This window comes from Methylomonas sp. 11b, assembly GCF_000515215.1.
Taxonomy (GTDB): Bacteria; Pseudomonadota; Gammaproteobacteria; order Methylococcales; family Methylomonadaceae; genus Methylomonas.
Map to the genome: position 1 here is coordinate 4,285,320 of NZ_KI911557.1, position 19,605 is coordinate 4,304,924.

23 protein-coding genes are annotated in these 19,605 nt (G+C 47.4%); 13 read left to right on the plus strand and 10 right to left on the minus strand.

What is annotated here, in order from left to right; all coding sequences use genetic code 11:
• Positions 1-89: 89 nt before the first annotated feature.
• Positions 90-686 carry a recombinase family protein gene (locus METH11B_RS0120695; protein WP_026603659.1) on the minus strand — a complete coding sequence of 199 codons (597 nt, stop codon included), beginning with the start codon at positions 684-686 and terminating at the stop codon, positions 90-92.
• Positions 687-838: 152 nt separating this feature from the next.
• Here METH11B_RS0120695 and METH11B_RS0120700 point away from each other — a divergent pair, with 152 nt between their 5' ends.
• Both METH11B_RS0120700 and METH11B_RS0120705 read left to right on the plus strand, forming a co-directional pair.
• Positions 839-3,916 (plus strand): Tn3 family transposase, encoded by a 3,078-nt coding sequence (locus tag METH11B_RS0120700; protein WP_026603660.1) that lies wholly within the window; start codon positions 839-841, stop codon positions 3,914-3,916.
• A 35-nt stretch (positions 3,917-3,951) separates the two neighbouring features.
• Complete coding sequence (locus METH11B_RS0120705; RefSeq protein WP_026603661.1) at positions 3,952-4,341, plus strand: hypothetical protein; 390 nt, start codon at positions 3,952-3,954, stop codon at positions 4,339-4,341.
• 146 nt (positions 4,342-4,487) lie between these two features.
• Here METH11B_RS0120705 and METH11B_RS0120710 read toward each other — a convergent pair whose 3' ends face one another.
• Entirely contained in the window at positions 4,488-5,213 is a 726-nt protein-coding gene (locus METH11B_RS0120710) for a hypothetical protein (RefSeq protein WP_026603662.1), read from the minus strand.
• 206 nt (positions 5,214-5,419) lie between these two features.
• On the opposite strand from METH11B_RS0120710, the gene METH11B_RS0120715 reads away from it, so the two are divergent.
• On the plus strand, positions 5,420-6,403 hold the full coding sequence (locus tag METH11B_RS0120715) for a hypothetical protein (RefSeq protein ID WP_026603663.1): 984 nt from the start codon (positions 5,420-5,422) through the stop codon (positions 6,401-6,403).
• Positions 6,404-6,514: 111 nt separating this feature from the next.
• On the opposite strand, the gene METH11B_RS27140 is transcribed toward METH11B_RS0120715, so the two are convergent.
• Positions 6,515-7,414: a RepB family plasmid replication initiator protein gene (locus METH11B_RS27140; protein ID WP_026603664.1), complete on the minus strand. Its 900-nt coding sequence runs from the start codon at positions 7,412-7,414 to the stop codon at positions 6,515-6,517.
• 195 nt (positions 7,415-7,609) lie between these two features.
• A complete protein-coding gene (locus tag METH11B_RS27145) occupies positions 7,610-8,269 on the minus strand; it encodes a retropepsin-like aspartic protease family protein (RefSeq protein WP_026603665.1) in 660 nt (219 codons plus the stop codon).
• 219 nt (positions 8,270-8,488) lie between these two features.
• Here METH11B_RS27145 and METH11B_RS0120730 point away from each other — a divergent pair, with 219 nt between their 5' ends.
• Positions 8,489-8,716 (plus strand): type II toxin-antitoxin system Phd/YefM family antitoxin, encoded by a 228-nt coding sequence (locus METH11B_RS0120730; RefSeq protein ID WP_036277994.1) that lies wholly within the window; start codon positions 8,489-8,491, stop codon positions 8,714-8,716.
• A 99-nt stretch (positions 8,717-8,815) separates the two neighbouring features.
• Here the strand turns inward: METH11B_RS0120730 and METH11B_RS0120735 are convergent, their stop codons facing one another.
• A complete protein-coding gene (locus METH11B_RS0120735; RefSeq protein ID WP_026603667.1) occupies positions 8,816-9,286 on the minus strand; it encodes a hypothetical protein in 471 nt (156 codons plus the stop codon).
• A 734-nt stretch (positions 9,287-10,020) separates the two neighbouring features.
• On the opposite strand from METH11B_RS0120735, the gene ltrA reads away from it, so the two are divergent.
• The 3 genes from ltrA (at position 10,021) to METH11B_RS0120750 (ending at position 12,222) form a co-directional block, all read left to right on the plus strand.
• The gene (ltrA, locus tag METH11B_RS0120740) at positions 10,021-11,310 is read left to right on the plus strand and encodes a group II intron reverse transcriptase/maturase (RefSeq protein ID WP_026603203.1); all 1,290 of its coding nucleotides are present in this window, start codon (positions 10,021-10,023) and stop codon (positions 11,308-11,310) included.
• Between the two features lie 274 nt (positions 11,311-11,584).
• On the plus strand, positions 11,585-11,806 hold the full coding sequence (locus METH11B_RS0120745; protein ID WP_026603668.1) for a hypothetical protein: 222 nt from the start codon (positions 11,585-11,587) through the stop codon (positions 11,804-11,806).
• 2 nt (positions 11,807-11,808) lie between these two features.
• The gene (locus METH11B_RS0120750) at positions 11,809-12,222 is read left to right on the plus strand and encodes a PIN domain-containing protein (RefSeq protein ID WP_026603669.1); all 414 of its coding nucleotides are present in this window, start codon (positions 11,809-11,811) and stop codon (positions 12,220-12,222) included.
• Between the two features lie 459 nt (positions 12,223-12,681).
• On the opposite strand, the gene METH11B_RS0120755 is transcribed toward METH11B_RS0120750, so the two are convergent.
• The 3 genes from METH11B_RS0120755 to METH11B_RS0120765 form a co-directional block, all read right to left on the minus strand.
• Positions 12,682-13,068 carry a type II toxin-antitoxin system VapC family toxin gene (locus METH11B_RS0120755; RefSeq protein WP_026603670.1) on the minus strand — a complete coding sequence of 129 codons (387 nt, stop codon included), beginning with the start codon at positions 13,066-13,068 and terminating at the stop codon, positions 12,682-12,684.
• Positions 13,058-13,279: a hypothetical protein gene (locus tag METH11B_RS0120760; protein WP_231499649.1), complete on the minus strand. Its 222-nt coding sequence runs from the start codon at positions 13,277-13,279 to the stop codon at positions 13,058-13,060. The genes METH11B_RS0120755 and METH11B_RS0120760 overlap by 11 nt, the downstream gene beginning before the upstream one ends.
• A gap of 401 nt (positions 13,280-13,680) precedes the next feature.
• Positions 13,681-14,736 (minus strand): tyrosine-type recombinase/integrase, encoded by a 1,056-nt coding sequence (locus METH11B_RS0120765; protein ID WP_026603672.1) that lies wholly within the window; start codon positions 14,734-14,736, stop codon positions 13,681-13,683.
• Here METH11B_RS0120765 and METH11B_RS0120770 point away from each other — a divergent pair.
• On the plus strand, positions 14,735-15,073 hold the full coding sequence (locus tag METH11B_RS0120770; RefSeq protein ID WP_051427016.1) for a hypothetical protein: 339 nt from the start codon (positions 14,735-14,737) through the stop codon (positions 15,071-15,073). The two genes, METH11B_RS0120765 and METH11B_RS0120770, sit on opposite strands and share 2 nt — an antisense overlap.
• On the opposite strand, the gene METH11B_RS28850 is transcribed toward METH11B_RS0120770, so the two are convergent.
• Both METH11B_RS28850 and METH11B_RS0120775 read right to left on the minus strand, forming a co-directional pair.
• On the minus strand, positions 15,002-15,340 hold the full coding sequence (locus METH11B_RS28850; protein WP_081733854.1) for a DUF6794 domain-containing protein: 339 nt from the start codon (positions 15,338-15,340) through the stop codon (positions 15,002-15,004). The two genes, METH11B_RS0120770 and METH11B_RS28850, sit on opposite strands and share 72 nt — an antisense overlap.
• 162 nt (positions 15,341-15,502) lie before the next feature.
• Positions 15,503-15,778, minus strand: coding sequence for a hypothetical protein (locus tag METH11B_RS0120775; protein WP_026603674.1), 276 nt, complete (start codon positions 15,776-15,778; stop codon positions 15,503-15,505).
• Between the two features lie 412 nt (positions 15,779-16,190).
• Between METH11B_RS0120775 and METH11B_RS0120780 the strand changes: the two genes are divergently transcribed.
• From METH11B_RS0120780 to METH11B_RS0120815, 5 genes are all read left to right on the plus strand, one after another.
• Positions 16,191-16,469 (plus strand): hypothetical protein, encoded by a 279-nt coding sequence (locus METH11B_RS0120780; protein WP_026603675.1) that lies wholly within the window; start codon positions 16,191-16,193, stop codon positions 16,467-16,469.
• Positions 16,466-16,708, plus strand: a complete 243-nt coding sequence (locus METH11B_RS0120785; protein WP_026603676.1) for a hypothetical protein — start codon at positions 16,466-16,468, stop codon at positions 16,706-16,708. The genes METH11B_RS0120780 and METH11B_RS0120785 overlap by 4 nt, the downstream gene beginning before the upstream one ends.
• Positions 16,705-17,127, plus strand: a complete 423-nt coding sequence (locus METH11B_RS0120790) for a hypothetical protein (RefSeq protein WP_026603677.1) — start codon at positions 16,705-16,707, stop codon at positions 17,125-17,127. Before METH11B_RS0120785 ends, METH11B_RS0120790 begins: the two co-directional genes overlap by 4 nt.
• Positions 17,128-17,526: 399 nt before the next feature.
• Positions 17,527-18,048: a hypothetical protein gene (locus METH11B_RS0120800; RefSeq protein ID WP_155931163.1), complete on the plus strand. Its 522-nt coding sequence runs from the start codon at positions 17,527-17,529 to the stop codon at positions 18,046-18,048.
• 919 nt (positions 18,049-18,967) lie between these two features.
• Positions 18,968-19,552 carry a hypothetical protein gene (locus METH11B_RS0120815; RefSeq protein WP_155931164.1) on the plus strand — a complete coding sequence of 195 codons (585 nt, stop codon included), beginning with the start codon at positions 18,968-18,970 and terminating at the stop codon, positions 19,550-19,552.
• Positions 19,553-19,605 lie beyond the last annotated feature (53 nt).

Here is a 19,605-nt window from a genome sequence, read left to right on the forward strand (position 1 = left end):
GGCCAGACGAGCCATATAAAATCATTAGCACCTTATTTTAGGTGCTAACTCGGTTTTTCGTTCGATTGCGCCCCAATTCAAATGTAATTTTACGTTTTACCAGAACCATTCCGTTTCTCTGCCACGTAGGAGAAGAATTTTCGCCTCCCTACGCCGGTAATCTCACAAACCTCGGCGGCAGTTTTGTCTGAGTTTTCATAGAGGATTCTGGCATTCTCCAATTTTTCTGGGTCAGTTTTAGGTCTTCCACCCGTTTTGCCCCGCGCTTTAGCGGACGAACGGCCGGCAGCCGCCCGCTCTGCGCGAAGTTCCCGTTCCATTTGGTGAATAGCGCCCATCATCGACAAGAAACAACGGCCAGTTGCGGATGTAGTATCGATATTTTCGCGCAATGACACTAAGTTAATTTGCCGCTGTTCCAACACCTTTGCCGTTGTCAGTAAATCCATCAACGAGCGCGTCATGCGGCTTAGTTCACTGACGACCAAGGTATCGCCTGGGCGAGCATATTCTAAAAGCTGATCCCAGCCGGGTCGATCCATGTGCGAGCCGGTCATCTTGTCGGAAAATATTTTGCCGCACCCGGCTTTTTGCAACGCATCAATCTGAGAATCCAGATTTTGGCCGGTACTGCTGACTCGGGCATAGCCGATTCGATGAAATGGCGTAGTCGTATTGGTTTGCATGGTGCAAAAAGTTATCACATAGTAGGGTTAAATGCATTATGATTTTGGCAAAGGTTTTTGCACTAAAAATTGAAGGAATTGAAATTGAAAAGGATCGGTGAACATAGAGTGCAAAAAGTGTACTTTCTGCACTCGCCGAAAAGCGGCGCCGAATGAATGTCAATTCGCGCCGCCTGTCTATCCTGACGAAAAGTGAAATCGATGATCTATACGGGTTGCCTCGTTTCAGCGATGACGACCGCAGTGTCTTCTTCGATTTAAGCGCGGTTGAACAGAAAGCCGTCGACGCCGTTTATGCCCGCTCATCGGCAGTCCATTTAATCCTTCAAATCGGGTATTTCAAGGCCAAGCAACAGTTTTTTGTTTACGTGCGGGAGGCCGTGCTCGACGACCTACACTATATTCTCCAGCGGTATTTCCCCGACCAGGCATTAGATAAGATCAAATCCCTTTCCAAGCCGACCCGGCTCGAACAGCAACAAATCATCCTCCAGTTATTCGACTATCGCCTATGCGACGGCGAGGCCAAGGCGGCACTGGAACAGAAAGCGCAGCGGGTCGCCATGCTGTCGACACAGCCGATTTACATCCTACGCGAAACCTTACAATACCTGACAAACCAACGCCTAATTGCTCCTGGCTACACTTATCTACAGGACATGGTGAGCCGAGTAGTGACTGGCGAACGTCGGCGAATTACGGACTTACTGAAAAAAGCCATGACGCCGGATGTCGACAAGCAGCTCGAAGCCTTGCTTGAGTCCGAGGAAGGCATGTATCGCATCAGCCTACTCAAACACGAGCCTAAGGATTTCAGTTACCGCGAGTTACGCCAGGAGGTTGACCGCCGCAAATTTTTTCAGCCGCTGTATGAATTCGGGCAAAGCTTTCTGGGTACTGCCGGCCTGTCCAATGAGAGTATAAAATACTATGCATCATTGGTTCCGTTCTACTCCGTCTACAAGCTGCGGCGCATGGCGGAACCCACAACACGCCTGTATTTGCTGTGTTTCGCCTTTCATCGCTTTCGGCAAATCAACGATAATTTGATCGAAGCCCTGATTTGTCTCATTGGCCAATACGAGAAACAAGCCAAACTTGCCGCCGACGAGGCCATGCAGCAAGCCATCAACGAGGCCGGCGCGAATCTACAGGCGGCAGGCCAAGTTCTGGAACTGTTCATCGACAATTCAATCCCTGACGAAACACCGTTTGCGGCCATCAAGGAAAAGGCTTTCGAGCTACTCAACGTCGAGAGCTTTCCAGTCGTATCCGGTTTTATGCGTAACATCGAATTCGATAAAACCGCTTTTGAATGGTCGTATTACGGCACGCTACGCCACAAATTCAAGCTCAATTTACGACATTTGTTCTGTAACCTCGATTTCGTCTGCCTGGTGTCGGATGAACCACTGTTGGAAGCCATTTTGTTTCTACAGGAGCTGCTGCGCCAGGGCAAGACACCACGACAAATGAACCCGGCCAACTTCCCGACCGGAATCATCGCAAAGAATTTGCAGCGGTATTTATATACCAGGGCGGAAGAACAAAAAAAGAAAACCCTAGAGGTTGACCGCTATGAGTTCCTGGTATACCGCGAGCTACGGAAGGCGCTGGAAGCCTGTGACGTATTTGTTCGGGATAGTAACGAATTTCGCAGCTTTGATGACGACCTGATCAACGCCGAGCGCTGGAATAAGGATAAAGACGCGATATTGCAAGAAATCGGCGCACCGATTTTGTTGACGCCAATTCAGGATACGTTAGCCGCGCTGAAGCAGGAACTGGAAGCCAAGTACAAATCAGTGAACCAGCGCATTGCTAGCGGTGACAATAAACATATCAAAATCACCGGCAGCGGGGACAAGCTTCGCTGGACATTGGTTTATCCCTCCGAGGAAGAGTCAACCAACAGTCCTTTCTATGCTCAATTGCCAAGTATCGGCGTGGCCGACCTGCTTTGGTTTGTCGCTGAAAAAACAGGATTCCTGAAGTCATTTGCCCACGTTTTGGAGCGCTACGTCAAACAAGATACCGAGCCGAAACTGATCCTGGCTTGTATTGTTGCCATGGGTACCAATATGGGCTTATGGAAAATGGCGGAAGTCTCGGGGCTTAGTTATTCTGCGTTGCTGACGACGGCGCGCAATTTCCTACGAGCGGAAACACTGCATGCGGCGAATGACGCCATTTCCAACGCTACGGCGGCGTTACCTGTTTTCCAAGCGTACGACATCCACCATCAGAAACATTCTAGCAGTGATGGCCAGCATATAGTCACGCAGATCGACACGATCAATGCCCGGCACTCCAGCAAATTTTTCGCGCTAAAGAAAGGCGTAAACGCCATTACCTTGGCCATGAATCATGTCCCGATTAATGCCAAGATTATCGGTGCGCACGAACACGAATCACATTTCGTGTTCGACATCCTGTACAACAATACCACGGAGATCAAGCCGGAAAGGCATTCGACGGACACGCATGGCACCAATCAAGTGAACTTCTTTACCTTGCGCGTCTTCGGCTACCAATTTTCGCCGCGTTATCGTGACCTGCATAAAAAGATCGATAGCCTGGTTGGATTCCAGCACCCGAGCCGTTATGGCGATATCCTGATTAAGCCCTCGCGTAAGGTCTTTGATACCTTAATCTGCAAGGAGTGGCCGAATATCCAGCGCATTCTGGCTTCGCTTGCTCAAAAAGACGTGACTCAAGCAACCATCGTGCGTAAGCTCGCCAGTTATAAGCGGCAGAACCAGACCAAGAAGGCACTATGGGAATTGGACAATATCTGTCGGTCGCTTCATATCCTTGATTTCATCGACGACCCGATACTCAGGCAGCGCATTCAAAAGGCACTTAATCGCGGCGAGGCGTATCACCGTATGCGACGAGCGATTTCCTATGTCAATGCCGGTAAATTCCGGGTAAAAACCGAAGCGGAGCAGCAAATCTGGAACGATTGTTCCCGGCTTATTGCCAACGCCATCATTCATTACAACACGCTGATCTTGTCGCGGGTGTATGAGCAAAAACTGGCAGCCGACGACCAGGATGCTATCGAGATCATTAAAGGCACTTCGCCCGTCGCCTGGCAAAATGTGAATCTGATCGGTAAGTTTGAATTTACGGAAGAAAACGCCAAGGTTGACATCGATGCGTTGGCGGCACGATATAACGATCCTGATTTCTGGCGTAAGTCTGTGGAAGAAGGTAGCGACCCTTAATATTAGCCATTGCTAATTTTTACCTTTTCGAGGGGATGGGCAAAAATAGCCAGGGTGAAAATGGCCCCTATTTACGTAATCTAGGGCTTGGTATAGCGGATCTATCACCCGAAGAATTAGCATATGCGCAAAATATAAATAGCCAAAAGCTAGGCTACTCATTAACAGAGTGCTTTTCTCTAACAATTGCCAACAACCGAAACTACCCATTAATATCTGAGAATGCTTTGCTATGCACTGAGATAGAAAAGCGTGGCGGCATGGGACACGGATTGCTATGGATTATCAGTCTCATGCTTAGCTTAATGCCAACACACAAAAAATCTGTTTTATACGGCTTGGAAATTATCCGTACACACCCAAATTATCTATCAATAAGCGCTAAAGCTGGAGATTTGCTCTCTAAGTTAAAAGCCGTGAACTAGCCGAATATCGCGAACTATCGGCGGGTCTAGTGGACAATGCAGGCGTCTTCTTGACATGAGTTGACTACCTAATCACTAAATATGAAATGGTATGATATGACTCAATATCATGCGCTATTCTCTCGTTAATTAGCCTAATTATAAAATTACCCTTGATCGGCGACAGCTTTCAGGTCATTTTTCGCATTTTGCAGCCAACGGTTTTCAACAATCCAGTTTTTATAGTCATTCCGCCATCTACCGTAGTAACGTTTGGCAATAGCTTTGACGATCGCATTCACTTCCGGATTATAGGCGATGACTTTGATCGCCAATCCACCAAAAGGTAATTCTCTCAGAGAAACCCAAATACCATTGATGGTTACAACTTCCTCGACGTAGCGGGGTTTCTGCTCGACAACAATGTCTTCGCTAACCAGCCATTTCTTCAGATCGACGCCATTAACAATAGCTTCTTTCGCTTCGTCAGGATCAAAGTTTTCTGGATGAAATTCTCTCAAATCGATTTCCAATGCCCAAAGACCTAGCTGATCTAACTTAGCCTGTTTTTCGCTGTCCACGAAAGAGCTATAGGCCACTTCTATCAAAACCTGGGTGTTGCCAGAATAACCCATCAAATCTGGAACGATGTCACCTAGTTGTTTTTCAACCTCGATTCTTTCCAACATAAGCCAGGTTTGGTTAACGCTGCTAAGCTTGAGTTGCTGAGACAATCGCGTATGTAACACTGATGGCACATTAAGACCGCCCGCTTCCTGGATAACCCGCTTGGCAAACTGATGCAAAAGGGTTTCATGATTTACCACACAGGCAATCTTGTTAGATTCATGAGCGAAGTGATGCTCACGCTCTCCACCTTTTTTAGCTACCATTCTTTCACCGCAGACTATGCAGTTACAGTTACAGCTTAATCCGCGTTCAGTTTCTGAAATGTGAGTGATGCGATTTGATATGTCTATTGCGAACTGAGTACTCATAGTTATTTACCTCTTGAGTGAAATTAAGGAGAACTCAGTTTGATGAATTTTTTCCGGCCAAAAAAGGCTCAAACCACCGTAAACCAGATTTTGGATAGTTTATGAAAGAGGTAATTCAATGTCTTATCAAATGGTTAGACAATGTACCTAGTGATGATAAAGCACATCAAATACTTCGTATCTTAGCGATAGGATCGCTTAGTCAAGATACAAATCAGAAAGAGGTTAAACGATTTACAAACAGGGATATTTTTGATGCCGCTAAGCCAGAAACACAGGACACACCGAATAAATGGGTGAATTGGAAAAATACTGTATTACCCTATTGGGATATCAAAAAACGGCACGTTATAGAACTTGCACGTAACCAAGGATTGGATTCATATCCTGATATTGAATTTTATATATCTGATGGTGGAAGGAGTAGGCCATCCAGTTATTGGATAGTAAAAAAGCCTTTACCCGAAGTTGTTAATGACAATGAATCATCGAATATCGAAGCGTCGAGTGAACATAATATTATCCATTATGATTTAGCCGATAAAGGAGAAGTTAAACCAGCCTGGATAGCTAAGTGGTTGCTTCGTAACGGTGATGTGCGATTGTCCACGCGGGCAATTATTATCTGGTTGATAACCATAGGCGGAATCGCTGCACTCATATCTCTCGCAAACTGGATCGTACTTACAACCCCTCGCACTGTTACAACAAGGGAATTAAGCATGTTTTTGAGTATGTTCATCATCCCTTACGGAACATGGCTTTTCGTCATCAAACCTTGGTTTCGTTTGTTCGATGAACGTATTGTGGTTGCACCCGAATTATTGGTATCGATTGAAGAAAAATCAGCGCAAATTGAGATATTTCGAGATGGAGATTTAAGACTACTACGTCTTGTTCGGTATTCAGCCCCCTGCCCTATCTGTGGTGCGACAATTCATCTTGGGAACGGGGAGCCTGATTTCCCTCTGCGCTTGGTCGGTCGCTGTTATGACAGCCCAAGAGAGCATGTTTTCAGCTTTGATCGTGTTACGCAGAAAGGCATAGTTTTAAGAGGTGCAGAACTCATAACACCAAGGGAATGAAATGCTTCACTGTTTGGCCCAAACTCAAGGATTGGCCAAAGCACTTTTTGCAAAAAATCCTCGACCAGTTCCGGATCGCTGTAAATATCGTCTTCGTCTTCCGTCATGCAATCACCTCAACTTCTTCTTAACCTCGGCCAAGCTCCGCTTCCGCTCCAATGCCTGATCAAACGACTCCCCTGGCTTAGCTATCTCCGACAACGACGTCCCCGTCAACCGTGCAATCACAGCCGCCCTTGTTTCCCCTGGCCTTGCCTGTTTGTTGATTTCATCTTCGGTAAGCTGTTTACGTTCTAACGACTTAGATTTACTGCTGTCTTTCAAACCAAACTGAAACTGAAAATGCGTGATGGTTCGACCGGATTTACGCTGGCCATATTTGACCCACAAATTGGAATGCTGATTAATTTCCTCGACAGCCGGATCGATAACCCGCTTTTTCAGGTCAACCACCCTATCGTATTTCTCGGCCACCTGGAACTGGCGTTTTAGCCACTCGACTTCAATTTCTCGCTCACCTGCCGAACTCCATTGCACTAACAATTCGTATAGGCGGATTGAGTACACACTTTCGAACCTGGCAACGTGCTTGAGCTTGTATTTGGTGAATTCTCGGGACAATTGCGACAAATAAGGGATGATACCAACAGAGAAACTAAGAACCAGCTTGCCCTCGCCTGGCACATAGTCGATGCTACTTATCCAGCGTGTTTTTCGCTGTTTGATTTGGGGATTATCCGGATCGGGATCATCAATAATGACGCTGCGCTCATAAAGTTTTTCAGTGGCTTTTTTGAGATCACGATAGGCGTTGGTAAGATTTTCCAAACCCGCCAAATCAGCCACGCCGGAAGCCGTTATTTCAAAACGATAGTTCTCCGTCAAAATAGCCTTGGAATCAATCTGCGCAATACAGGCCAGCAAAACCCTCTGCTCGGCCAGCGTCAGCATATAGCTAGCTTCGACAACCTTGTTGGATTTGACAACGGTGAGTTGAGCCGATTGTTCCAAGATAATATGACGACATGAAGTAAACGATGTCTAACTATACGCCCCTTCCATAATAACGACAAATAAAAATAACTGTCGTTGTTTTAACGATCAATCTGTCGTCATATGGTCATGGATAACAACAGAAATAAAGGTTCTGGAAGCGATGGAAATTAAGCATATACGGTCAACGATCAATCTGTCGTCATATCACGATCAATCTGTCGTTGTTTTTAGGCTGAAACCATTGGCCACCAGTGTCATGGTGTTGCCGCTTTGGGTGATATTGAAATACTTCAAGGTATTCATGCCGATCAGCACTTCTTCCAGATGCTCGTTGATGGCCGCATCAAGATTTTGGATTTCCGCATTGCCGATTTTCAGATGGTTTATTTTAGTAAGCCGGTCTACAACTTGGCCTCCGGCTGTATGTGCGTTTATTTGGGCACCAACGGGCAGATGAGCAGCATAGGCTAAGCTGGCAGGAATTGAGGTTATGGTTGCGCCGGTATCAATCAAGAAAGGCATTGGAACGTCATTGATATATGCCCTCCCTCGAAAATGTCCTTGCCGGTCGGCCGTTATTTCAAGACCGCCTGAAATGGGAATAGCAACAGGATTAGGACCACCAGGAATGGAAATTGTTGGCGATGTTGGGCGATGATCTGCTCTTTGTTTCAGCAACCTATCTGCACCCTGCCAAAGCCCGAACAGCATCAGTGCCGGCATCAAAAGATATTTAAAACCGCCAGAGTTCTTTTTGGAGGATTTCTTGGTGTATTTATTGCGCTTGATAAATTGGTAAAAGTCACTGACATTCGATTTTGACGCTGATTTATGTTTTTCCCAGTAGTAATCTCTATCCTGAATGCCCATGCTGCGCTCTCACGGTCGTATTCTTGAACAAGCCGAGCTGATTGGAACGTATCAGAAACAGTGAAGGCACAGGTTGGAAGCAGTTTTGCCTTGCTTGGAGCGGATGGCAACATATTGAACGGCTGGTTAAGACGACATCCACCAATAGCTGTAAAAGCTCGATAACATGGGCGGCATGTACATTATTATTTCAAATAAATGTACATCAGGAGTCTGGCTATGAAACAAGCGACCTTTACCGAAGTCCGTAACCACGCCAAACAGTACTTCGATATTGTTGAGTCAGGTGAGTCCGTTAGGGTTATTCGCAATGGCAAACCTATCGCTGATATCGTTCCGGTGATGGCGGATGTGCCTTCATGGAAACGACGGAAGGCTCAACCTTTAGTGCTGGATGGGGTTGCAGTCAGCCAATTGATCCTGCAAGAGCGCGAGTCAAACGCATAACCGGGTAAGTTCATGCGTGTTTTTTTTGATACGTCGGCTTTTGTGAAACGCTATATCCAAGAAGCCAGTAGAGGCCTTGCGTAATTGTTTTCAAAGCATTCAGCGTACAAGCTTAGATGGGTCAAAATGAAACGAGTTGTTAAATTTTTTGATCGTACCTTTGTATCCATTTACCGTGGCTTTGGTCTTGCTGAAGATGAAGTAATCGTCGATTTCAATAATATAGCGTGGACCCACAATCACATCGGCATTGGCTTGTGAGACAGCATCGTAGGCTGCGGCAGATTTGACGGCGAAAAATGGATCGAATCGGAACACCTGACTGATTGGGTCGGTGCCATTAGCGGTGAAATTGACCCCATCTGCGAACTTATTGGGCCCCAAGGTAATAAACCAAAGAATTTGCGTTGAATGCGCCTCACCTTGAATTTTGCTTCCGACATCAAGGTCAGCTGTCACGCTGGCATCAGCGCGATAATCAATCGGTGCGCTCGGCTGGAGCATGTGGGTGGAACTACAGCCAATCAAGGTCAACGCCAGCAGGGTATGTAAAGCGTGTACAAAGTTCATTGGTTTCTCTCTGATGGGCTATGAAGTAATGAAAGCGATATAGCCGTTGTTATCGGCTGATCGATTAAAAGACTGAATGCTTTTTTTGCAGTTACTCGCAATTTGATGCGTTTTTGGTGATTCTAGGTGACTCGACCACTATCAGGCTTAAGAAAGCCCCTGATTTTCAGCCCTTGAGCCTAATGACCGTATTGGGCGTGCGCCGTGCAAAGGCGGCGCTTTACCAGTGGGTGAGAGACCCACCCGGCTAAATCGCTCCGGCCGGAAGCAATCGGAGCAGTCATGGAGGTAACGAAGTGGCTGGAGCCTCCGATGTAAAGAGATCGCTTTAGGCGATTCAGCGAGTGTGCAGGCCGTAATGTGAGTGAACACCGAGCAAGCCTCGAAAAGGTCGATGCGCAGGCCGACCCGACAACCCTTTCGGGGAAGGCTGATACGGCTGGGAAATCGAGCGAAGAGTATTTCCAGTCGCTGCGCCGGGGCAGTGGTGACAGCATGTACACAAGGTAAGCGCACGCAACACGGGAAGCCCTGTGGCGTGGCCAGCGATGACCAACCGGATGCCCGTGAGGGACAGGCCGGGCGCTGCAGGGTGGCGGAGAGGCTTGTAGTACCGAGGAAGCCGGGTAATGCTGGTGGAGGGAAGGTGCCTTAGTTCAAAATCAACGCAATAAGTGGAAAAGGACAGGAGATTGGGCAACCTATCAACTCCGTTAAGCGTTCAGAAACTACAGATGGCGTTACACGCAAAAGCGAAGGCTGAAACTGACTATCGCTTCTATGCGCTGTACGACAAGCTATACCGAGAAGACATCTTGGCGCATGCCTATGCCTGCTGCCGCGCCAACAAGGGTGCACCGGGTGTGGATGGTCAGAGCTTTGCGGATATAGAAGCGTATGGCGTGGAGCGGTGGCTTGGTGAACTGGCGCTTGCGCTCAGAGAGGAAACTTATCGACCAGATCCCATCAGACGAGTCTACATCCCCAAGCCGAATGGCAAACTGAGGCCGCTAGGTCTATCGACGCTACGAGACCGGGTCTGTATGACGGCAGCCATGCTGGTAATAGAACCGATCTTCGAAGCCGATCTGCCGGACGAGCAGTATGCTTACCGTTCGGGCCGCAATGCTCAACAGGCGGTGATCGAGGTGAAGGATCATCTCTATCACGGTCACCCGGATGTCGTCGATGCCGACCTTGCAGATTACTTTGGGACAATACCCCATGCCGAGCTACTCAAGTCGGTAGCACGCCGGATTGTGGATCGGCGTGTGCTGCATCTGATCACGATGTGGCTGGAATGTCCGGTAGAGGAAACCGATAAGCGAGGACGGACGAAGCGCACAACCGAGGCCAAAGATCATCGGTGTGGTATTCCACAGGGATCGCCTATCTCACCGCTGCTGTCGAATTTGTACATGCGACGGTTTGTGCTGGCGTGGAAGAAACTGGGCCTGGAACAGCGGCTCGGCAGTCGGATTGTCACCTATGCCGATGACCTAGTGATCTTGTGCCGACGAGGTAAAGCCGAAGAAGCATTGCAATGGATGCGCAAGGTCATGGGGCAAATCAAGCTGACGGTAAACGAGGATAAAACGCGAGTCTGTAATGTGTTGGAAGATGAGTTCGACTTTCTGGGTTACACATTTGGCCTGCAGTATCGGCCGCAAAACGGTAAGGTCTATTTGGGCTTCCGGCCATCGAAGAAAAGCATCAGGCGCATGGTCGAAAAGATCCATGCCTTGACTGCCTATTCAATGGCGTGGCATGACACCACGTTGCTGATATATAAATTGAATCGCATGCTACGCGGTTGGGCAAACTATTTTAAGGTAGGAACCTTCAATCGCGCCTATCGTGCGCTGGATAATTACACGGCAGCGCGGTTGCGTCGGTGGTTACGCAACAAGTATAAGGTGAGAAAGCGAGCAGGCGGAGGCTATCCACTTCCGTACCTCTACCAGACGCTAGGTTTGGTGCGCTTAAGCCGCTTGGGGTGTGACGAACCGTGGGCGAACGCGTGATATTTTGTCCGAGAGCCGGATGCGGGAAATCTGCCAGTCCGGTTCGATGAGCGGGGTGTGGAAACGGGGTTAAGGCAAGGCTATTAGGACACCGTCAAACGAAAGGGACGGAAACAGCAAGCCAAATCTAATGCTACCGCGCCACATCTCGACTCTACCGGTGATAGTGGATTAGGAATCTTTGGTTAGTGTCAGTTTGGACTCTGACGCCTCAGATTTAGCAAAAACGAACCTAAGCTTTATAATCGTTCCAGGTGATACTCAGGAGAATTACATGCAGCTCGCTATCGATTTACCAGACGAACTTGGTAAGCAAGTGCTAAAACACCCCAACGTTCAAGAATTTGTGAAAACCGCTATTGAACGGTTGCTTCTTGAAGAAAAGGCTCTGACGCAGAGCATTCCACCCAAGACAAAATCATTGATAGGCCTAATGAGCGGTTCGGCTATCGATGAAGCTGACTACAAGCAGCATCTTGAGAATAAGTACCTTTGAGCATGAAAATCTTGTTTGATACGAACATCATTCTCGACGTATTGCTAGATCGAAAGCCGCATTCATCAGCCGCAATTGAACTGTTAAGCGCGGTTGAGAACAAAATAATCGACGGTACTTTGTGTGCAACCACCATCACAACAATCGATTATCTGATCACCAAGTCCAAAGGCAGAGCTGCGTCAAAAGATGCGATCAGCTGTTTGTTAGATTTATTCGAAATTGCGGAAGTAAACACTGCAACGCTCAGGTCTGCCCTTGATTCGGACTTTACTGACTTTGAAGATGCTGTGCTTTATTTTTCTGGCGTTGCAATAGGTCTGGATGGCGTTGTCACAAGAAACTCGAATGATTTTAAGCTGGCAACGCTGCCAATTTATTCACCTTCTGATCTGATCAGCAAAATCAGCTCATAAAACTTGCTACATCTATTGAGTGAGTCAAAGCTATGAGAACAAGCGCGATGGCTGCAGAAAAAACAACTTGTCGTAGTTGATTCATCAACTCGAAACTGGGGAAGCCATCCATCTGAGTCGCTATGGAAAACCTTTTGTGGTCTTAATTTCTGAGGATCCGTATAAATGTTCTATCGGAACACATAAGAGCCTCAATTCAGCCATTTTGAATTGGCGCAGTCGGTTTAATCAGACCGACAACATCGGATTTAACGACAAGGAACTCCAATCCTTACGTAAAGAATCAAACACAGATCGTGAGTTTACATGGGAAGACTATTGTGTCGGTTAGACAATAGAAAATTGGTTTGAACATTCATAATTTTTATTGCATTCAACTCGCTAGATCAAAATCGGTGAGGCCAACTCCCTAAATAGATTCATTCACCGCGAATAGAGTTTTAGGATAGGCTTTTCTGATCAGTTTTCGTTGGACTGATAATGATCAAGCAACAAGCCAGTGATTTGAGAGAAGTGCTTAATGTTGCCGGTGCATAACAATTCATTGTGCGCCATAGCCGTTGCGGCAATTAAAGCATCGCCCATCTCCATGCAATGGCTTAGTGCAAATTGTCGAACCAATTGCCGAGCATGGTAAGAAATTCCATGATCAATTTCATGGATGGTGAACTGTAGAGCCTGAAGCATTTTTTCAAACGTTGCCAATTCCTTTTTGTTACGGCAAAAAGGTACGTATTCCATGTACGTTACAGCAGAAATTGATCGATGCTGTGTGCTCATGATCAGCTCTTTGGCCGAAACCACGCCTCGGTCTGCATAAATCAAAATGTTGGTATCAAAGATCACTCAAAAGGCTCCGCCGACCTTTGCGAATAACGCGTAATTCATCCTCCACATCGGCAATACCTAAATCTTGGTGCATACCAAAAAACTCATTCATTGCCGCTTCTTGCTCTTGTGAATTGACAGTAGGAGTAGCGGGATGAACGATACCCAGGGTTTGGCCGTGGTAAGTAATCTCAACGGTTTCTCCACGTTTAAGCGCATCAATGAGCACTTTATGCTTCGACTGAAGTTGTGAGGCTGTTAGTTGCATGTCGACAAAATATATATTTTAAAATTGATATTATACGGCTATTTTCACGATGAGAACGAGCACTACAGGTTGGGCCGCTGTAATTTTGGTAGAGAAATATGCAAAAATCTTACGCGAGATTTACGCGACTTGGTTCTGATTCGTTGTGATCTGTACGGATATTACGCGATATTTGATGATTGAAATTACAATAAAATCAATTGGTTATGATTCCATAATTGCACTTTTAATGCGATGGTCGTGCGTTCGAATCGCACACGACCCACCACTGAATAGCTTTACAAATTAACCAGTTAGCTTTAGCGGGCAGCTGGTTTTTTTGTGCCTGTCATTTTTCATTTCCGATTTTTTGACGATTTGACTTACCGGATCAGCGTAAGCTCTGTTCCGTGCATATCGCCGCAAAGCAATTCAACACACTCTATCAGCCGAGCGATTTCTGCTTTGCAGTAGTGCGTGGTGATATGCCCTGCATGATGCCCTAACAAATCCTGACGATCTTCAAAGCTCACACCCGCTGCACGTAAACGCATACCGAACGTGTGCCTTAAATCATGCACCCGAACATCAGCCAGATTAGCTGCTTCGCGCGCTTTTCGCCAGGCCCTGTTGTTCATCCTCTCTAACCGGTTGCCTTTCAGATGAAAAACAAACTCGGATTGATCCCGATAACGATTCACAATTGATCTTGCCACGGAGTTAAGTGGCACTATTCTTTCATGATCGTTTTTCGCGCGCTCTTCCGTGATAATAAAGACAATTTCCGATGTTCCAGAAAGGCGGCGCTCGTGTTGCCACTGTAAGCCACATATCTCCTGATCTCTCAAGCCGGTATGCAGAGCGAACAATGCCATGTCAGCCAAATATTGCGGCATACCATTTATCAGCCTGTCTTGCTCTGCAACCGATATGGGGCGCGGTTTACGTTTCACGCCCTGAACGGTTGGTAGTAATGGCGCATTATCGAGCCAAGGCCTACCTTGTTCATCACGCCACATCGCCACGCAGAGTTTCAACACTCTACGAATGACAGCCATGTCCCGGTTCAGTGTTCCTGCAGAAATTTTAGCGGCCTTTCTATCTCGAATATACTGATCCAGAGAAGCCGAATGGATTTTCTTTAAAGCAAGATCACCGATATAAGGCATCACAGCCTTTAACGTGTCAATATCACGGTCCAAAGACCGTTTGTGTCCATACTCTTCGATGAAGCGAGCGGCGGCTTCATCGAAGATTCGCTCCCGACGTTCACCATAGACCACTTCACTTCGGATCTCTTGTATACGCTTTGCTAGGTAGCGTTCTGCTTCTTCGAGCTCCGATTCTCCAGTGCTTTCGCGAAGTTTGATGCCCGCGACGGTTTTGTCGATGTGCCAGATGTTGCCTTTCTTTCTAAGGCCGGGGGTTGATTTTGCCATGATAATTCCTCCAATGGCTTGCCCGGCTTTCCGTTCGCGGCTTGGCGGTATGGTCGGCGCCGTGGGTGGCGCGATGAGCAGTCTGGCTGCATCGAGTTCCGGGGCGGCGGTGGGCGCAGAGCTGGGTGCGACGGTGGGCATTATGGGCGGACCGGTGGGCGTGGCGGCGGGCACAGCCGGCGGTGCGTTGATCGGCGCCTTGATCTGGGCCGCTACCGGCGGGGTCACCGGCGCCAAGCTGGGTCAGGTCATTGACCAAAAGGTGTTACACAACTACGTCTGCCAAAGCTGCGGCTTGCAGTTTGGCGATGTGGATACCGATGAACCGTTGGTGTGAAGTGATAATGACACCACTTGCATCATCCGGATGAATGCCGGTACCGCAGGCCGCCGCCAATTCACTGCCGGGGTTGTGTAGCCCAAACGCATTCCGAATCGCTACACCAAGGCAAAAGTGGAACTCGACCAGTTCGTCTTCCTCAGCGCTGGCAACTGCCCGGCGCTCGGTGTCGTTCATGATGAGCAAAAGCCGGTCAACAGCCTCGTCAACTGTGCGCGGTGTTCGCAATATCTCGCTACTGAGTGCTGACCAAATTTCAGTCAATTTGACCTTCCTTGTTGCCTGGCGGCTACTTAGGTTATGTTGTCACGGCTTTGTCACAGGGTTTTCCACAGGAGTTGGGGATAACCGGTGGCGTCTAGTCGAACTACTACGCCGCATCCTTGCGGCTTCTATAATCTAATAGGCTAGGCGCTATGATGAGTTTCAATCTTGTAGACCAAAGGTGTCAACAATTTCATGCTGCAAATTTTTGATTTCTTCGAGCATCTCTGCTGGCAGCTCGTTGGCTTTCTCTGTTGCTAAACAGTCTTTATGGGAGAGGATCAAATCACTCAGTTCTTGTTTTGAACATTCGCTATCGGAAGCAACCTCATACGCTTGTCGCAATTTGAAAATAACATCAAAACCAACATCACGAGTCTCACCAGTATTATCAAGGTGATTGGCTAGATCATTTATTCTTTGAATAATCGTTTTCATGACTGCTCTCTATTGTTATACCGGAATCTGCCGGTTCAGCCGAGGATTGGATCTCCCCAGATTCGCACGGAATCCAATATGCTGATCCTAGACAACATCATCATTCTTTTTGTTCCTGATAAATTCTGCTTGACACCACCACAACACCCAGCCTAAGCTTTAACCGTGCCGACACATTCGGCGCCGGGCGTGAGAACCTGTTTATCAAGGCGTAAAAAACGCCACTGACCTTAGTGGTTTTTTTATGCGCGTCATTTTTGCATGGCTTTGCCGTGCCTCTTTTATGGCGGGATTGTTTGGGCAGCCGAAAGGCTGGCCGCTCCTTGATGCGGTATTCTCACCCCACTCAATCCCGTCGCCTATGCCGTGAGAAGCTCGGCGGCGGTTATTCGACTTTTCAAGGAATACCGCTATGACCACTCAAACCGCCCAGGGCGAAACCAGCCCAAAAACCGCCGCCTTCGACACCGCTTTCAATGCTTTTTGCGATATTCAGCGCGCACAGGCTGTCCTTGCGCTGATCTTAGACAGTTACGTTGACAGCATTACCGACGAGAACGTCCTTAACTCGCTGTTTGTTGTCCAGAATGAGGTAAATAGCGGGCTTGGCACCTTAGAGCGGTTTATCTATCCCAAAGACGACGCTATCACCGATAAGCCGCAAGAATTTGTTAAAGGCGGTGCAGCATGAACGCAATCACAGCAACCCCACCAAGGCTAGATACTCTTTTTGAGTCCGCACAACGCGCACACGCCGTGATTTTATTGTTAACCGACGCCTGTTCCGACCCTGTGTATGGCGACGCTATTACTTATTCGTTGTGGGCGGTCGAGCGCGAGATTCGGGAAATCAAAGCGGCGATAGACGCCGTATCATGTGACGAGCCCCAAGAAGGTCTAGCGCAACGCGAAACGGGAGGTGCAGCATGACCGCCCCTAACTTCAACAACCTAGACAACGCCTTTGGCGCCGCGCAACGTGCCAATGGAATACTGTCACTGATTTTTGAAGGGTTTATCGATAGTATCGTCAGGGATGATGTTCAACTGGCTTTGTACTCCGTTCAACAAGAAATTCATGAAGTGTTGCGTATCGTTGAGGCTTTGAATTGGGGTGATAATCTGGAAGTCGCCGCCGTTCCGGATGGCAGTGCGGAGAAGCAGGCCGCGCGAGAGGAACCTCACACTGGCCAATCTGAGTTGTTAGATAAGTTGTTTCGTTTTGCCGAGTCAGTCGCCGAAGAAGCCGCCGTCATCGATGTTGAGTTGAAACGGTACCGGGCCGCAGCGGCAGTCAATGATTCTGCCACTGCTGGGGCGAGCCAGCTCGGCAACGGCGGTGCGAGATGAAATGGTATATCCGGTTTAAGCTTTGCATGGCGGTGTTCTGGGTTCGCGCGGCCATCAAGAGGCGATATAGCCATACACAACCTAAAATCATCAGGCGGCTATGCTTGGCAGCGTTCGAGGTGGTGACTGCTTTTTACATTTTCATGCGGTGGACTTGGGCAACTCATTAAGGCTGCGATCCCCGTAACAAGAGCCGGCCTAGTGTCGGCTTTTTTGTGACCAGCGTTCTATTTCCGCGCATAACTTCCAGGCTGTTTTCTATCTGCGCCTAGACTTGGCTCGTCAGGCAAAGAGCAGTTGATACACACTAAACGGCCGATAGTCCGATCTTGGGTTATCGGCTTTTTTTGTGGCTAACTGGTGGTATCGATTTGCTTAGTTGGGCTATTAAGGAGGTTTATGATGGAGAAATCGATGAAATTCAAGTTGAGGTTTCCTGAGTTTGAACTAGAGAAATGGGCAGAAAGAAACACAGGTGATCTTTCAGCTTTAGAGCGTATTGGAAAATCTGCTAGGGAAAGGGGACATCTTTCAAGGCAAGAGTTTCTTAGCATATGTGCAGAGAAGTCACCTAGATCAAAGCCGCGTTGCGCCAGCAATTCTACTGAACTGATCGAAGAGGTTACAAGAATTGCGATGAGCTCGAAGCTCGAGGAATTGCATATAAGATCTCTAATGATGCTCACGGGCGTCAGTTGGCCGACGGCGTCATATATTCTTCATTTTTGCCACAGTAGTAAGTACCCGATTCTTGATTTTCGTGCGCTCTGGTCACTTTCGATACCCAAAGCTCCTGTGTATACATATGAGTTTTGGGGGAAATATGTCGAAATCTGCAGGGATTTGGCGAAACGCAATAAATTGTCTATGAGGCAAGTAGACGCTGCGCTCTGGCAATACTCGAAAGAAAGACAAAAGTAGGGTTGCGTCGGCGCCGAACCATTCAAATCCTGACTGGGGTATTATTGGGTCAGATCGTTTACAAATTCACCCATCAGAATTAAACCTAAAACCGGTGGCTTGATCACGGCAGGAACATTGCCGCAGCAACACCCAATCCAAGGCATAAACTATCAGCTTTAAAACTCGAAATATCACAATGATGACCATGCCAAAGCCACGCATACCCCCGCCACCTCGACCAGGCTGGAATTACGATACCTACTTCCTGGCGCAGTTGGCTAAGGCCAAGGAAAAAAGAGGTCGCGGTGATGGGGTGCGCTTAGTTGCTCTTAAGGAGTCAGCTAATCAGCCAAGATCAGGTAATGGCAGCCGTGGAATAAGTCTACGGGGCCGCAGTCAGTTACTGGTAAGGCTAAAGCCTCTCAGAACGCATTTAAGGGGGGTGGCGGCAAAGACTTCTGGAAATGTCAGCGCTGTTGCGGGAGCAGGATGATTGCCTAAAACAACTAAAATAACGTAGCAATTGAATTGCCTGTGAGTGTTAACGTACAGATTACTGATGGCTGCTGTGATACGTTTTATCGGCCTTGGTAATCTACATTTACTTTAAAGCGATGACTTTGCTTTTTGCGAAGGGGGTTATGTTTCGACAATACGCGAGCAAGCGTTGCAAGCCATGGTTGCATTGGTAGCTACGGATAGTGATGGGCAGCAAGTGATGAAAGAGGCGAAATCAGATTTTCGTAAGAAGAAGAATGACCTTCAGTGAATAGCAAACAGTGATAGAACACTATCGTGCATAAATGGGAGAGAAATCTAGTTCCCGAGTTGGGCGCGCGCACCTTAGCGCCATATTGCATAGATCGCCCCCCTTTTTTTTGGAAACAAAATAAGATGAATTGTTTTTAATAATTTCCTTTATTTTTTAGGTCTTTAAATGAAAAAGTTAGCATTCTTAGCCCTTTTAACTATGTTTTTTGCTTATTCTCTTTTTCAATCAAACGCGAGTGCTGACTCAATCACTTACGCATTAGATGCCAAATATTCTGTTGCAACTGGATCAATAGTTAGCATTCCATCGGTTGGCAATGTTTCGTTTTCACTTTTGCCCGACGGGTCTATTGATGTTGTGACTAGTTTCATCGGTAACGACATTAAAATAATTGACTTTGGTATTGATGCTATCAAAGATGATAATCCCATTATCAAATCAAAACCGTATATGGTTTCGCCCGGCCTATCGTTTTCTAACCATATGGGGCTATTTAACAATGTAATACAGCTTTCAGAATGGCCTCCAAAGGCATCTTTTGTTGAGGCCGTTTTTGGATTTAACCAGCACTACACGTCTGTAAATCAATTCTTAACCCGTCACGATAATTCACCCGTATATGCCCTCGGCTATGATGGTGGTGCTTACACATTGTATGGAACTGCAGTGCCTATCCCATCTGGTATTCTAATGTTCGCATCTGGCTTACTAGCAATGGGAGCTTTCCGAATGGGCAGAAAGCCCCAGTGAGTTTTATACCTTTGCCTGGGTCAATATGTGCATATTTGGCAATGTGTTATGGC

Bases quoted from the DNA above. Each gene is read 5' to 3' on its own strand.
- METH11B_RS0120710 (WP_026603662.1), bottom strand. From the start codon at position 5,213: ATGGTAGCTAAAAAAGGTGGAGAGCGTGAGCATCACTTCGCTCATGAA.
- METH11B_RS0120790 (WP_026603677.1), top strand. From the start codon at position 16,705: ATGACCGCCCCTAACTTCAACAACCTAGACAACGCCTTTGGCGCCGCG.
- METH11B_RS0120800 (WP_155931163.1), top strand. From the start codon at position 17,527: ATGATGGAGAAATCGATGAAATTCAAGTTGAGGTTTCCTGAGTTTGAA.
- METH11B_RS0120730 (WP_036277994.1), top strand. From the start codon at position 8,489: ATGAAACAAGCGACCTTTACCGAAGTCCGTAACCACGCCAAACAGTAC.
- METH11B_RS0120745 (WP_026603668.1), top strand. From the start codon at position 11,585: ATGCAGCTCGCTATCGATTTACCAGACGAACTTGGTAAGCAAGTGCTA.
- METH11B_RS0120700 (WP_026603660.1), top strand. From the start codon at position 839: ATGAATGTCAATTCGCGCCGCCTGTCTATCCTGACGAAAAGTGAAATC.
- METH11B_RS0120735 (WP_026603667.1), bottom strand. From the start codon at position 9,286: ATGAACTTTGTACACGCTTTACATACCCTGCTGGCGTTGACCTTGATT.
- METH11B_RS27145 (WP_026603665.1), bottom strand. From the start codon at position 8,269: ATGGGCATTCAGGATAGAGATTACTACTGGGAAAAACATAAATCAGCG.
- METH11B_RS0120780 (WP_026603675.1), top strand. From the start codon at position 16,191: ATGACCACTCAAACCGCCCAGGGCGAAACCAGCCCAAAAACCGCCGCC.
- METH11B_RS0120705 (WP_026603661.1), top strand. From the start codon at position 3,952: ATGGGCAAAAATAGCCAGGGTGAAAATGGCCCCTATTTACGTAATCTA.
- METH11B_RS0120785 (WP_026603676.1), top strand. From the start codon at position 16,466: ATGAACGCAATCACAGCAACCCCACCAAGGCTAGATACTCTTTTTGAG.
- METH11B_RS0120815 (WP_155931164.1), top strand. From the start codon at position 18,968: ATGAAAAAGTTAGCATTCTTAGCCCTTTTAACTATGTTTTTTGCTTAT.
- METH11B_RS0120695 (WP_026603659.1), bottom strand. From the start codon at position 686: ATGCAAACCAATACGACTACGCCATTTCATCGAATCGGCTATGCCCGA.
- METH11B_RS0120770 (WP_051427016.1), top strand. From the start codon at position 14,735: ATGATAATTCCTCCAATGGCTTGCCCGGCTTTCCGTTCGCGGCTTGGC.
- METH11B_RS0120715 (WP_026603663.1), top strand. From the start codon at position 5,420: ATGAAAGAGGTAATTCAATGTCTTATCAAATGGTTAGACAATGTACCT.
- METH11B_RS0120775 (WP_026603674.1), bottom strand. From the start codon at position 15,778: ATGAAAACGATTATTCAAAGAATAAATGATCTAGCCAATCACCTTGAT.
- METH11B_RS0120765 (WP_026603672.1), bottom strand. From the start codon at position 14,736: ATGGCAAAATCAACCCCCGGCCTTAGAAAGAAAGGCAACATCTGGCAC.
- ltrA (WP_026603203.1), top strand. From the start codon at position 10,021: ATGGCGTTACACGCAAAAGCGAAGGCTGAAACTGACTATCGCTTCTAT.
- METH11B_RS0120750 (WP_026603669.1), top strand. From the start codon at position 11,809: ATGAAAATCTTGTTTGATACGAACATCATTCTCGACGTATTGCTAGAT.